At 44.6% G+C, this 12852-nt stretch carries 15 protein-coding genes; 3 read left to right on the top strand and 12 right to left on the bottom strand.

Features of this window, described 5'->3' with window-relative positions:
* Positions 1 to 64: 64 nt before the first annotated feature.
* The 5 genes from QUE24_RS03985 to dapC form a co-directional block, all read right to left on the bottom strand.
* On the bottom strand, positions 65 to 361 hold the full coding sequence (locus QUE24_RS03985; protein ID WP_286305360.1) for a hypothetical protein: 297 nt from the start codon (positions 359 to 361) through the stop codon (positions 65 to 67).
* 3 nt (positions 362 to 364) lie between these two features.
* Complete coding sequence (gene dapE, locus QUE24_RS03980; RefSeq protein WP_286305359.1) at positions 365 to 1495, bottom strand: succinyl-diaminopimelate desuccinylase; 1131 nt, start codon at positions 1493 to 1495, stop codon at positions 365 to 367.
* A 151-nt stretch (positions 1496 to 1646) separates the two neighbouring features.
* Positions 1647 to 1985 (bottom strand): ArsC family reductase, encoded by a 339-nt coding sequence (locus tag QUE24_RS03975; protein WP_286305358.1) that lies wholly within the window; start codon positions 1983 to 1985, stop codon positions 1647 to 1649.
* A gap of 87 nt (positions 1986 to 2072) precedes the next feature.
* Positions 2073 to 2894, bottom strand: coding sequence for a 2,3,4,5-tetrahydropyridine-2,6-dicarboxylate N-succinyltransferase (gene dapD / locus QUE24_RS03970; RefSeq protein WP_286305357.1), 822 nt, complete (start codon positions 2892 to 2894; stop codon positions 2073 to 2075).
* 23 nt (positions 2895 to 2917) lie between these two features.
* The gene (dapC, locus tag QUE24_RS03965) at positions 2918 to 4111 is read right to left on the bottom strand and encodes a succinyldiaminopimelate transaminase (protein WP_286305356.1); all 1194 of its coding nucleotides are present in this window, start codon (positions 4109 to 4111) and stop codon (positions 2918 to 2920) included.
* A gap of 73 nt (positions 4112 to 4184) precedes the next feature.
* Between dapC and QUE24_RS03960 the strand changes: the two genes are divergently transcribed.
* Positions 4185 to 5066, top strand: coding sequence for a DMT family transporter (locus QUE24_RS03960; RefSeq protein WP_286305355.1), 882 nt, complete (start codon positions 4185 to 4187; stop codon positions 5064 to 5066).
* 76 nt (positions 5067 to 5142) lie between these two features.
* Positions 5143 to 5532 (top strand): VOC family protein, encoded by a 390-nt coding sequence (locus QUE24_RS03955; protein WP_286305354.1) that lies wholly within the window; start codon positions 5143 to 5145, stop codon positions 5530 to 5532.
* Between the two features lie 256 nt (positions 5533 to 5788).
* On the opposite strand, the gene ttcA is transcribed toward QUE24_RS03955, so the two are convergent.
* From ttcA to mobA, 4 genes are read right to left on the bottom strand one after another with little or no spacing between them, the layout of a single operon-like run.
* A complete protein-coding gene (gene ttcA, locus QUE24_RS03950; protein WP_286305353.1) occupies positions 5789 to 6667 on the bottom strand; it encodes a tRNA 2-thiocytidine(32) synthetase TtcA in 879 nt (292 codons plus the stop codon).
* Entirely contained in the window at positions 6664 to 7923 is a 1260-nt protein-coding gene (gene moeA, locus QUE24_RS03945) for a molybdopterin molybdotransferase MoeA (protein WP_286305352.1), read from the bottom strand. Before moeA ends, ttcA begins: the two co-directional genes overlap by 4 nt.
* Before the next feature lie 2 nt (positions 7924 to 7925).
* On the bottom strand, positions 7926 to 8144 hold the full coding sequence (locus tag QUE24_RS03940) for a molybdopterin-guanine dinucleotide biosynthesis protein B (RefSeq protein ID WP_286306068.1): 219 nt from the start codon (positions 8142 to 8144) through the stop codon (positions 7926 to 7928).
* 32 nt (positions 8145 to 8176) lie between these two features.
* Positions 8177 to 9040, bottom strand: coding sequence for a molybdenum cofactor guanylyltransferase MobA (mobA, locus tag QUE24_RS03935; protein WP_286305351.1), 864 nt, complete (start codon positions 9038 to 9040; stop codon positions 8177 to 8179).
* A 38-nt stretch (positions 9041 to 9078) separates the two neighbouring features.
* Between mobA and QUE24_RS03930 the strand changes: the two genes are divergently transcribed.
* Positions 9079 to 9723 (top strand): retropepsin-like aspartic protease family protein, encoded by a 645-nt coding sequence (locus tag QUE24_RS03930; RefSeq protein ID WP_286305350.1) that lies wholly within the window; start codon positions 9079 to 9081, stop codon positions 9721 to 9723.
* A gap of 53 nt (positions 9724 to 9776) precedes the next feature.
* On the opposite strand, the gene folE2 is transcribed toward QUE24_RS03930, so the two are convergent.
* Genes folE2 through dxs form a run of 3 tightly spaced genes read right to left on the bottom strand, consistent with a single transcriptional unit; the run spans position 9777 to position 12841 of the window.
* Positions 9777 to 10589, bottom strand: coding sequence for a GTP cyclohydrolase FolE2 (gene folE2, locus QUE24_RS03925; RefSeq protein ID WP_286305349.1), 813 nt, complete (start codon positions 10587 to 10589; stop codon positions 9777 to 9779).
* Positions 10590 to 10973, bottom strand: a complete 384-nt coding sequence (gene queD / locus QUE24_RS03920) for a 6-carboxytetrahydropterin synthase QueD (RefSeq protein ID WP_286305348.1) — start codon at positions 10971 to 10973, stop codon at positions 10590 to 10592. It abuts the gene before it with no gap.
* A gap of 44 nt (positions 10974 to 11017) precedes the next feature.
* Entirely contained in the window at positions 11018 to 12841 is a 1824-nt protein-coding gene (gene dxs / locus QUE24_RS03915; RefSeq protein ID WP_286305347.1) for a 1-deoxy-D-xylulose-5-phosphate synthase, read from the bottom strand.
* Positions 12842 to 12852: the final 11 nt, after the last annotated feature.

The raw sequence follows: 12852 nt of genomic DNA, 5'->3' as shown, positions 1-12852 counted from the left end.
CTACAGCTACAGATCAGACGTTCGCGGATCGGTAGCATGATTAAAATAGAGAGATCAGGTAAGGCTATGAAAAAAATGGTGGGGCGCGGATAAGATAAGATTGGCGCTGCGCGAACGGCAGTGTTATTACAGGAGAGTCCACCTCAAGACTGAGTGTGGCTCGAGACTGATGAAGGCTAACTTCAGTAGCTACGTCAGCAAGCGGGAAATGACTGATGGCATTTAGGCGCTCACATTGCGCTTCTGCATGATGGAATGCGTGTTCAGCATCATGCCAGACAGCAAACGACTGTAACAGCAGCACAATGGTTGCTATCACATAGAGGTAGTGTCGTTTTTGATGTGCGTGAATCAACGGCATTGCCTAATCAACAAGGAGATAACTGAGCAGTCTTTCATAAATATCTGAAAGGGTATCAAGATCAGCTGTAGCAACACATTCATCTATTTGATGAATCGTTGCATTCAACGGTCCGAGTTCTATCACCTGTGTGCCAGTGGGCGCAATAAAGCGTCCATCTGATGTACCGCCAGAAGTCGAGAGTGTTGTCTGGTAGCCTGTCACATCAGAAATAGCCTGTTGAACAGCTTCCAACAATTGACCGCTTGCGGTACGAAATGGCTGGCCTGAAAGCTCCCAGTTCAACTCATACTTCAATGCATGTTTGTCTAATATGGCATGGACACGCTGTTTTAACTCTTCGTGTGTGACTTCTGTTGAGTAGCGGAAATTAAATACAACCTCAGCCGTGCCTGGGATGACATTGGTGGCACCTGTGCCAGAGTTGATATTGGACACTTGAAAGCTGGTTGGCGGAAAGTCTTCATTGCCCTGGTCCCACTCAATGCTGCACAATTCGGTCAGTGCAGGGCTGAGAAGATGGATAGGATTTTCTGCAAGATGCGGATAAGCAATATGACCTTGTTTACCTATAACACTCAGGCGGCCATTTAAAGAGCCACGACGACCGTTTTTGACAATATCGCCGACTTTGTCCGTACTCGAAGGCTCACCAACCAGACACCAGTCAATATGTTCCCCACGGCTTTGTAAGGTTTCAACCACTTTCACCGTGCCGTTTACTGCTGGGCCTTCTTCATCGCTGGTAATCAGAAAAGCGATACTGCCCTGATGATCTGGATGTTGTTTGACAAAGCGCTCACAGGCTGTGATAAAGGCAGCAATACTGCCTTTCATATCAGCCGTACCACGTCCATACATCATGCCATCGACGATATTAGCTTCGAAGGGAGGATGACTCCAGCGCTCGACAGGGCCTGTTGGCACAACGTCAGTATGCCCAGCAAACGCCAGAACAGGACCTTTATTTCCTCGGCGTAGCCAGAGGTTATCCACGTCGTCGAAACACATGTGTTCGGCATGGAAACCATAAGGTGCCAGTCGATCCGCTATCATGATCTGGCAGCCTTTGTCTTCGGGTGTGACACTGTCACGACGAATTAATTCTTGGGTCAGTTGTATGGTTTCAGACATGAACGTTTCTTGTGTTTGAGGTTATAAACGAATACCGATTGTTAATGATAAACTGGCACCACCTAACATAATGACATCAACGCCGTATTGGTGATTACCGTAGCCGATACCTGGAATGATAGCGGGCAAAACTCTGCTAAGAAAATCTAAGTTAAACCAATTGTTGATAAACATCTTCTTTAAATCCGACTATGGTCGTTGAGTCGTTGACCAAAACGGGGCGCTTAATCAGAGTAGGGTTTTCCAACATGAGTTCAATCGCGGTTTTTTCATCCAGATTGTCCTTACGTGGGTCATCCAGTTTCCGCCAGGTTGTACCTCGTTTATTCAACAACGTCTCCCAGTCAACGGACTGAAGCCATTCTTTGACGGTGCTCTCTTCAAGACCTTGCTGACGAAAATCGTGAAACATATAGTCAATAGAATGTGCCTCAAGCCAACGTCGTGCTTTTTTGACCGAATCGCAGTTTTTAATACCGTAGAGAATCATTGTAGTCACATGTATATAAGGCTAAAAATAAAAAGGGGTGAGCAATAACGATTTGCTCACCCCTAATCTTATCTGAGTAAAATGATACTAGATATCACGTAATAATTCATTAATACCCACTTTGCCACGTGTTTTTTCGTCAACTTGTTTAACGATAACCGCACAGTACAGGCTGTATGAACCATCTTTAGAAGGTAAGTTACCAGACACCACAACAGAACCTGCAGGGATGCGACCATAAGTGATTTCGCCGGTCAGACGGTTGAAGATTTTTGTGCTTTGACCAATATAAACGCCCATTGAGATAACTGAGCCTTCTTCCACAACAACACCTTCAACAACTTCAGAACGTGCACCAATGAAGCAGTTGTCTTCAATGATGGTCGGGCCGGCTTGTAAGGGTTCTAATACACCACCGATACCTACGCCACCAGAAAGGTGAACGTTTTTACCGATTTGAGCGCAGCTACCTACCGTCGCCCAAGTATCGACCATGGTGCCAGAATCAACATAAGCACCAATATTGACATAAGAGGGCATCAAAACAACGCCAGGGGCGATGTATGATCCGCGACGAACCGCTGCTGGTGGTACGACACGCACACCGGCTTTGTTAAAGTCATCTTCATTGAAGCTGGCAAATTTAGGATCAACTTTATCGAAATAGTTGGTTTCTGCACCAGGCATGATTTTGTTGTCATTTAAACGGAATGATAATAAAACCGCTTTTTTCAGCCATTGGTTAACAACCCAGTCACCATTTTGTTTTTCTGCAACACGAGCTGAACCGTTATCCAGCATCGTTAATGCTTCATTGACTGCATTTCTGACATTGCTATCAGCGTTAGCAGGGTTAATCTCAGCACGGCGTTCAAACGCCTCTTCAATAATTTGTTGAATATCACTCATTGGTGTCTACTCCATTGATTTAATTATAAACTTTCAATAAGGCTGCGAATGCGATGTGCAGCTTCTATACATTCTTCCAGCGGGGCAACCAACGCCATGCGAATACGATTCGAACCAGGATTGCCCGCAGTGGTGTCACGGCCCAGATAGGTGCCTGGTAAAACGGTGACATTTTGTTGTTCAAATAATTGTCTGGCAAATGCCGTATCAGCAATGGGCGTTTCAGCCCACAAATAGAAACCGGCTTGCGGCATAGATACTGACATGACTGGCGCTAAAATTTCTAATACCGCATTAAATTTTTCCAGATACAGCTCACGATTATGAACAACATGATCTTCATCATTCCAGGCGGTGATGGAGGCCGCCTGTGTAGCAGGTGGCATTGAGCAACCATGGTACGTGCGGTAGCGTAGAAATTGTTTCAGAATATCAGCATCACCAGCGACAAAACCACTTCTCAAGCCAGGGGCGTTCGAACGTTTCGACAGACTATGAAAAACCACACAGCGGCTCATGTCAGTATAACCAGCCGCATAAGCTGCTTCTAATAAACCGACGGGCGGGTTCGTTTCATCGGGGTAGATTTCGGAATAACATTCATCAGAAGCAATCACGAAATCATACTGATGTGCCAACTCAATTAAACGTGTCAGAGTCGCTTTATCAATGACAGCGCCAGTTGGATTGCCTGGGCTGCAGATATAGATTAACTGACAACGTTGCCAGGTATCTTCACTAATCGCATCAAAATCTGGAATAAAGTCGTGACTGGCAGAACAATTCATATAATAAGGTTCTGCACCTGCCAAAATAGCCGCACCTTCATAAATCTGATAAAACGGATTAGGCATCAAAACTAATGGTGCTTGGTCGCGATCAATGACTGCTTGAGCAAACGCAAATAAAGCTTCACGCGTACCATTTACCGGAAGCACCTGAGTCATAGCGTTGATATGCCCATCCAGATTGAATCTATTATTCAACCAAGTCGCTATGGCATGACGCAGCTCATTCGTACCAGCGGTGGTAGGGTAGGATGACAGTCCATGAAGATGGGTGATGACAGCTTCGGTAATAAATCCTGGTGTTGGGTGTTTGGGTTCACCTATCGATAGTGCAATATGTGCCTTGTCTTCAGGTGGCACACAGCCTTGTTTCAGTTGAGCCAACTTTTCGAAAGGATAGGGGTGCAGTTTTGCCAGTTCTGGATTCATAATTCCAAATGAATGAGTGAAAAAATCAGACCATTATAACGGGTTGGAGCAATCTCGTGTTATAAGGTGTGCCATGACAAATACGAATAACCAACAATTTAATCTTGCTGTACTCGGTATCTTATTTTCCTCAGCTATGTGGGGATTGATTTGGTATCCAATGCGCTTACTCGAACAACAAGGTCTTCCTGTTGTTTGGTCTACCTTACTCATGTATTTTGCTGCCGCCATCGTGGCCACAGCCATGTTGTTCAAACAGAAAAAAGATTTTTCAGGTCACTGGCCCCCCAGTCTTTGGGCGCTTGCTGCCGCAGCAGGCGTTACAAATATTGCTTTCTTAGTGGCACTGACTCACGGTGAAGTGATGCGTGTCATGTTGCTCTTCTATCTGTCTCCACTCTGGTCAGTGTTGTTGAGTCGTTGGTGGTTAGGCGAAAAAATTTCGCGAGTTTCCATGCTGATGATCATTGTGGCGATGTCAGGCACGATGATCATGTTATGGCACCCGGAAATAGGTCTGCCCTGGCCAAACGATATGGCTGACTGGTTAGCTTTGTTTGCGGGATTTATGTTTTCAGTGAATAACGTATTAAGTCGCAAACTTGCTGATGTGGCTATGGAAGTCAAAACCACCATTGTTTACTGGGGCGTGGTTATGGTGGCAGGGCTTGTATTAGTTCTACAGCAATCAAGTGTACCGGACATCAGCCTCAATTTATGGCTGGCGGTCATGGTTTTTGGTGGTCTTTGTTTTACCGCGATGACGATAGCCGTGTTATATGGCCTGGCAAGAATGCCGGTTTTTCGCTCAGCCATTTTGATGTTATCTGAACTGGTGGTGGCGGCTATTTCTGCCTGGTGGTTGACTAGTGAACAAATGAGCCAAACAGAGTGGTTAGGCGGAGCGCTTATTTTTATTGCTGCCTACGGTATGGCTAAGCAAGGTAAAGCCTGAGTTATTTTTGGTGTCACATACCGCCTGACGTTAAACTAACGCTATGGCTTTTAAATGTTTTTTATCCAGGTGAAATATGATCAAATCGATAGCACATGCCAGTTTTCTAGTAAAAGACCTAGACGTTTCTTTACGCTTTTATTGCGACGTATTACAGCTGCCTCTTAACCCCAGCAGGCCTGAGTTTGCTTATGACGGTGCTTGGTTAGATATCGGCGATACAGGACAGATGATTCATCTGATGGTATTACCCAACCCTGACTCTACTGAAGGACGTCCCGCGCATGGTGGTCGTGATCGTCACTTGGCGTTAGTAGTCGATGATTTAGAAGCCTTGGGTGAACGTCTGGAAAATGCGGGTTATGAATTTTCTCGAAGCAAGTCGGGCAGAGCCGCATTTTTCTGCCGTGATCCAGATGGAAATGCATTAGAGTTTGCAGAAGATTTTACACCGAAGCAAAACTAAAAATAACGACTTAGAGAAGCAATCAATGACTTACAGAGTTACTCACATTTTCTGTGGATAACTCTGTGATTAACTTCTGTGAAAATCGCTAAGTCATTCTTACGCAACAAGGCTGACGGTTTTGGTTAAAAAATGACCATTTTATTAAGTTTATATAAATCAATGACTTATATTCAAGTTAACCAGATTCAATGACTTAGCGATGATACTTGTATTGGTTTTGTAATACTTCTCATAACTGGTGATAAGTCTGTGGCTATCTTGCCAAAGCAGGCTGCTGAATATCGTCCTGAAAGCGATCTTCTTCTCCAGTGGGTTCCTGTCTGAATTGCTCGAGATCGGTAAAGTTAAATAAATCTAAATCGCCCATTTGTGAGGGTGAAATATTCTGAATACTGCGGAAGATATTTTCTAACCTACCCGGAAATTGTTTCTCCCAGCCCTGCAACATTGTTTTAATGGCCTGACGTTGCAGATTTTCTTGAGAGCCACATAAATTACACGGAATAATGGGAAACTTCATTGCTTCGGCATATCGCGCAATATCTGATTCTTGTGCATAAGCTAAAGGTCTAATCACAATATTGGTTTTATCATCACTTAATAGTTTGGGGGGCATGGCTTTTATTTTGCTGCCATAGAACATATTTAGAAACAGTGTTTCAATAATGTCATCACGGTGATGGCCCAGAGCAATTTTGGTGATGCCATTTTGTCGAGCATAGCCATATAAAGAGCCTCGACGTAGGCGTGAGCAGATGCCGCAAGTGGTTTTACCTTCAGGCACGACTTCCTTGACGATGCTGTAGGTATCTTTTTCGATGATATGAAATGGCACACCAATCGATGATAAATATTCCGGTAATACGTGCTCAGGAAAGCCAGGCTGTTTCTGATCAAGGTTCACGGCGATAAGCTCAAAGTTAATCGGTGCATGATCTCTCAGATTAATCAGAATATCGAGCATGGTATAGCTGTCTTTACCACCAGATAAACAGACCATCACTTTATCGCCGTCCTGAATCATATTGTAGTCGGCGATGGCCTGACCGACATTGCGACGTAGACGTTTGCGCAGTTTATTAAACTCGCGCTGTTGTTTGACCAAAGTGTGTTCGGTTGTGGATTCTGTCATACCAGACCTGCAAAGGGTTGAACGTTAACAAGACTGCCGGCACTGAGTCCGTCGCAGTTTTCTTCAAGTAAAATAAAACAATTCGCCATGCTCATCGAGCGAAGAATACCAGAGCCCTGGGCTCCGGTTGTGCTGACTCTGAGTTGACCTTCATTGTTTCTAAATAAGATGCCGCGCTGAAATTCAAAGCGCCCTGCGCGTTTTTTTATCGCATTATCGCACGGAACTTCAATGATTATAGGGAGTGTGTCTGATTCACCCGCCAGACGTTTTAGGGCAGGTTGCACAAATTGATAAAAGGTCACCATCACCGACACGGGATTACCAGGTAAACCAAAAAACATGGCTTCGCCAATTTGCCCAAATGCCAGAGGACGTCCTGGACGCATAGCAATTTTCCAGAAATTGACCTGGCCTAATTCAGCCAACATGTCTTTGACATAATCGGCATCACCTACCGATACACCACCAGAAGATAGAATAACATCTGCGTCCGCCGCCGCTTGCTCTAGAGCTATTTTTAAAGCGGCTCTATTATCTGGAATAACGCCCATATCAATGACATCAATATTGAGCTCACTGAGCATGCCATAGAGGGTGTAGCGGTTACTGTCATAGATCTGACCATCACCCAGGTGTTCACCCAAGCCACATAACTCGTCACCAGTAGAGAAAAAGGCAACACGAAGTGGTCTATATGTGACAATCTCGGCTATGCCTAGCGATGCCAAGAGGCCTAAGTCAGCAGGTGTTAATCGGCGGCCAGCAGGTAGAACCGTGTCACCACAGTCGATATCTTCTCCTGCTAGTCTGACATTTTGTCCAGCTTTCACGTCTGTATGAATGGTGATGGTTTGATTGTCTGATTCAACTTGCTCCTGCATCACCACGGTGTCACAACCATCCGGAATTTTTGCGCCGGTCATAATACGAATACATTGACCTGCTTCAACATGACCTTGATAGGGTTTACCCGCAAATGCCACACCAACGTTGTTGAGTGAGAAAGGGGCATTTTTGATGTCTGCACTTTGCAACGCATAACCATCCATGGCTGAGTTGTTATAAGGGGGTACCTGTCTGGGTGATACTACGCTTTGGTGTAAAACCTGCCCTAGTGCCTGTCTCAAGGAGACTTTTTGCCAGCTTGAAATGGGGGACAATAAGTCGTGGATACGCTGGCGAGCCTGTTCAACCGTCAAGTTATTGTGATCAACATCATCAGCGCAACTTGGCTGTGGGGTAAATTCGGCCATATTTAGCTTTTCCATGAAAAAATAAACTGTTCAATAAAGTCGACCATAGCAGGTATATGGTTGATATCCAGCATGAAAGGCATACCATCACTTGCGATGGCATTGTCGGACGCAACGGCGATGATATGCGGGTCATCCTTATATAATGTTGGTGTGCCTAGTTCTGTGCGGTTTAATTCTATTTTAGGGAAACGTTCGTGTTTAAAGCCTTCAACAAGGATGAGGTCGATGGTGCGTGTATCCAGACGCTGAATTAATGGTTGTAATTCGGGCTCGATGAGATCGTCATGATTTTTTTCATCAGTGCCATCATTTTATCTGAAGCAATAATCATTTCTTCAGCACCGGCTTCACGGATTTGATAGCTGTCTTTTCCTGGCTTATCGATATCAAAATTATGGTGAGCGTGTTTTATCACCGCAACACGGATATTTCTGTCTTTGAGCGCGGGTATCAGCTTAGTGAGTAAAGTCGTTTTACCTGTTCCGCTGAACGCCGCAAAGCCCAGAAGTGGTTTGGTTGAGCGTATTTCTGGCTTTAGCGTTAATTCATCAGGTGAATTGATATTGATAAAAAAGTCTGCCTGATCAGAAAAATCGACTTCAACCACCTTATGTTGATATAACCAATCGCGGGTTTTACGCTGACCTGAAGCTAAAAACTCAGACAAAGACTGTTTAAGCCGAAGCGGAATTAACGCAAATACCGGTTGTAATTGTGTGCCATCATGGGCAACGGCAATATCGCTTCCAGTCGCTAACAAGGCTTCCATTAAACGTTGCCTGAGTTGGGCACTGATAAGCGGATTATCACAAGGTACGGTCAGTAAGTACGCTGATTTTACCTGCTGCATTACTGATAGTATGCCAGACAGTGGCCCCTGGAAATTGGCGAGATTATCCGTGATAACCGGATACGAAAAAGTTTGATATTTTTCAATATGTCGATTCGCACTGATATATAAATCATCAACTTGCGGTAATATAGCATCAATGACATGGCTTACCATCGCTCTGCCCTGATAGTGAAGCAAGCCTTTGTCTTGACCACCCATTCGGCGGGATTGGCCGCCAGCCAGCAGTACGCCAGAGACTGTAATAGGGGAGAAAATGCTCATGATGCGATTAGTGAACAACCTGATTAAAAAGAAAAGTCATGGCTAAAGTTATATTAGTGTCGCTTATTATACTGTTAATTAGCGCTCGAGCAGAGGCCGTTAATATCGACATTATGGTGGTTGGCTTATTTAAAGACAAAGCCGTGGTTGAAGTGGATGGTAATCAACATTTATTGAGTGTCGGTGAAACAAGCCCTGAAGGCCTGAAATTGCTTGCTGCCAATAGTAATAAGGCCACTTTTGAAATCAATGGAGAAAAACAAACTTTCCCTCTAGGGGATCGTATCAGCAGCAACTACATTGAAGCTGAGAAAAAAACAGCAGTGACATTATGGCCAAGCAATGGCATGTATACCGCAACCGGCAATATAAACGGTTATACGACAAGCTTTTTGGTCGATACAGGGGCCAGTACTATCGCCATGAACTCAGCTACTGCAGCTCGCCTTGGGATTGATTATCTTCGAGGGCAGCAGGTGGGGATAAGGACGGCTTCAGGCAAGAGTGTGGGCTATAAGGTCAAACTAGACTACGTGCAGCTTGAGCAGATAAAACTGCATAATGTTGATGCCGTCGTCTTAGATGGTGAAGAACCTTCAGTGACCTTACTCGGCATGTCCTTTCTGGGACAGCTGGACATTCAGCACAATGGTGAACGTCTTGATCTAAGACAAAAATATTAAGCAAAAAAAGCCTGGTTAACCAGGCTTTTTTTAGATGAACCAATCAATAATGATTAATCAAACCCTTTGCTTATTAATGCATAAGCAGAATGGTTATGGATAGATTCAAAGTTTTCTGATTCGACTGTGTAAGCCGTAATACGAGAATCTTGATTCAATCTTGCTGCGATATCACGCACCATATCTTCAACGAATTTTGGATTATCATAAGCGCGTTCAGTGACGTATTTTTCATCAGGACGCTTTAATAAACCAAAGATTTCACAAGACGCTTCTTTCTCAACAAGATCGATTAAATCTTCGATCCAGACAAAGCTCTCTACACGGACAGTCAAAGTCACATGTGAGCGTTGATTATGTGCGCCGTAATCAGAGATGTTCTTGGAGCAAGGACATAGACTAGTGACAGGAACGACAACCTTAACCGTCATCATGGTTGTTGCACCGGTGATTTCACCAATAAACGTGACGTCATAATCCATCAAGCTTTTGACTTTTGAAATGGGCGCTTCCTTGTTTACAAAATAAGGGAAGTTCATTTCAATGTAGCCAGATTCAGCATCAAGGCGCTCGGTCATTTGACCAAGCATTTCGCGGAATGACTTAACCGTAATTTCACGTTCGTGTTGATTCAAAATCTCCACAAAGCGTGACATATGTGTGCCTTTAAATTGATGTGGCAAATTCACATACATATTAAAGTTAGCAATGGTATGTTGCTCACCGGTCGTACGATCACTGACTTTAACGGGGTGTTTAATGTCTTTGATGCCGACTTTATCAATAGCAATTTTACGTTGATCGGCGATATTCTGGACGTCTTCGATTTCGTCTTTTATCTCAGTGCTGGCTGGGGTTGTGCTCATTCAATTATCCTCGCTGTATTTAACGCAAGCGCGATCCGTTTCCCACAAAGTAACACCGGAAACTTTAGCGATATCATTATTTAAGGTATCACTGAGCTTTTGGTAAAAAAATCTGGCAATATTTTCAGCCGTTGGATTGATGGTATCAAATGGTGGGATGTCATTCAGATATCGGTGGTCCAACGTTTTTGCCAACTCACGAGTCGCTGTTTTGATAGTTTTGAAATCCATGCCCATGCCATGATCATTCAGATCAGTGGCAGTGACTTCGACTTCCAGCTTCCAGTTGTGGCCATGCATGCGACTGCAATCACCTGGATAATCTCTCAGGGTATGTGCCGAGGCAAAATCGGCCAAAATTTTCAGGGTGTACGTTGCGCTCATAATGTTGACTATTATACTCAGGAATCGTTCACGAAGACAGCGTATTATGCCGTAAAGTGCTGATTAATGGTATGCAAAATACCGTCAGCATCCAGACCGCACTGACTTAACATGCTGCTATGAACGCCATGCTCGATGAATGAATCAGGTAAGCCCATCAGTTTTATGGCGACAGCGTGATTCATTTCTCTCAAATATTCATTTACTGCGCTGCCAGCACCACCCATGACCGCATTTTCTTCAATGGTGATAATAAGGTCGTGTGAGTCAGCGATTTGTTTGATCATGTCTGTATCAAGGGGTTTAACAAATCGCATATTCACCACAGTTGCGTTGACCTGTTCTGCGGCTTGTTCTGCGGCAGTGACCATACTGCCAAAGGCAAGAATGGCTACTTTTTCACCTTGGCGTTTTAATCGGGCTTTACCCATTTCCAGTGAGGTCAGCGCCGGCTCCACCGTGGTACCGTTACCACTACCACGTGGATAACGTACTGCTGCTGGCCCGTTGTAACGAAAACCAGTGGTTAACATTTGTCGACACTCATTTTCATCAGCGGGTGCCATGATGACCATGTTCGGAATACAACGTAAAAAACTTAAGTCGAAACTGCCCGCATGGGTCGGACCATCAGCGCCAACCAAACCGGCACGATCAATGGCAAATAATACATTCAGATTCTGAATAGCCACATCATGAATCAGTTGATCATAAGCTCGTTGTAGAAAGGTTGAATAAATCGCAACAACGGGTTTTTTGCCTTCACAAGCCAAACCAGCGGCGAGGGTGACTGAATGTTGTTCAGCAATACCGACATCAAAGTAACGCTCAGGAAAATCTTCGGCAAAGCGATTCAACCCCGAGCCTTCGCACATGGCTGGTGTAATACCGAATAAATCCGGATCCAGACGAGCCATATCGCATAACCAACGGCCGAAAACTTGAGTATAGGAGGGGCCGGAAGATTTACTATTGGCCGGACTCACTCCATGGTATTTACATGGATGTAATTCGGCAGGCTCATAACCTTTGCCTTTTTTGGTGACGATATGAAGAAACTGCGGCCCTTTACGCTTTTTCAAATTGGTCATGGTCGCTATCAAGGTATCAATGTCATGACCATCAATAGGACCGATATAGTTGAAGCCCATTTCTTCAAAAAGGGTGCCGGGAACCATCATACCTTTGACATGTTCTTCTGCGCGTTTGGCGATTTCCCATGCTGGTGGAATCTTTTCAAGTACACGCTTACTGCCCTCACGAGCGGATGCATAGAAGCTTCCCGAAAGTAATTTAGCAAGATAATTCGCCATGCCGCCGACATTTCTTGATATCGACATTTCATTGTCGTTAAGAATAACTAAGAGATTGGCACTTAAATCACCAGCGTGTGCTAAAGCTTCAAAAGCTTGCCCTGCGGTAAGCGCGCCGTCACCAATAATTGCGACGGCGTGACGTGGATCGTTATTGGCTTGTGCTGCCAGTGCCATACCTAACGCTGCACTGATTGAGGTGCTCGAATGACCGACGCCAAATGTATCGTAGTTACTTTCGCTACGTTTTGGAAAACCAGATAACCCGCCAGGCTGACGCATGGTGTTCATTTGATCACGACGGCCAGTCAATATTTTGTGTACATAACTCTGGTGACCTACATCCCACACCAGCCGATCGGTTGGCGTGTCAAAGACATAATGTAGGGCAATAGTGAGTTCGATAACGCCCAGATTAGAGGAAATATGCCCGCCTGTTTGCTGCACACTATCGATAATCAGTGTTCTCAACTCTTCGGCCAGCTGGGGCAACTGTTTTTTATCCAGCTGACGCAGATCATCCGGACTATTGATATGAGCGAGTATTGTATCCATTCTGTCGATTT

The organism is Methylophaga marina, from assembly GCF_030296755.1.
GTDB lineage: Bacteria > Pseudomonadota > Gammaproteobacteria > Nitrosococcales > Methylophagaceae > Methylophaga > Methylophaga marina.
Note: the sequence above shows the minus strand (reverse complement) of the source record. Positions and strands in the feature narration are given on the sequence as shown.

Coding starts and splice junctions, on each gene's coding strand:
- QUE24_RS03985 (WP_286305360.1), bottom strand. CDS start 361: ATGCCGTTGATTCACGCACATCAAAAACGACACTACCTCTATGTGATA.
- dapE (WP_286305359.1), bottom strand. CDS start 1,495: ATGTCTGAAACCATACAACTGACCCAAGAATTAATTCGTCGTGACAGT.
- QUE24_RS03975 (WP_286305358.1), bottom strand. CDS start 1,985: ATGATTCTCTACGGTATTAAAAACTGCGATTCGGTCAAAAAAGCACGA.
- dapD (WP_286305357.1), bottom strand. CDS start 2,894: ATGAGTGATATTCAACAAATTATTGAAGAGGCGTTTGAACGCCGTGCT.
- dapC (WP_286305356.1), bottom strand. CDS start 4,111: ATGAATCCAGAACTGGCAAAACTGCACCCCTATCCTTTCGAAAAGTTG.
- QUE24_RS03960 (WP_286305355.1), top strand. CDS start 4,185: ATGACAAATACGAATAACCAACAATTTAATCTTGCTGTACTCGGTATC.
- QUE24_RS03955 (WP_286305354.1), top strand. CDS start 5,143: ATGATCAAATCGATAGCACATGCCAGTTTTCTAGTAAAAGACCTAGAC.
- ttcA (WP_286305353.1), bottom strand. CDS start 6,667: ATGACAGAATCCACAACCGAACACACTTTGGTCAAACAACAGCGCGAG.
- moeA (WP_286305352.1), bottom strand. CDS start 7,923: ATGGCCGAATTTACCCCACAGCCAAGTTGCGCTGATGATGTTGATCAC.
- mobA (WP_286305351.1), bottom strand. CDS start 9,040: ATGAGCATTTTCTCCCCTATTACAGTCTCTGGCGTACTGCTGGCTGGC.
- QUE24_RS03930 (WP_286305350.1), top strand. CDS start 9,079: ATGGCTAAAGTTATATTAGTGTCGCTTATTATACTGTTAATTAGCGCT.
- folE2 (WP_286305349.1), bottom strand. CDS start 10,589: ATGAGCACAACCCCAGCCAGCACTGAGATAAAAGACGAAATCGAAGAC.
- queD (WP_286305348.1), bottom strand. CDS start 10,973: ATGAGCGCAACGTACACCCTGAAAATTTTGGCCGATTTTGCCTCGGCA.
- dxs (WP_286305347.1), bottom strand. CDS start 12,841: ATGGATACAATACTCGCTCATATCAATAGTCCGGATGATCTGCGTCAG.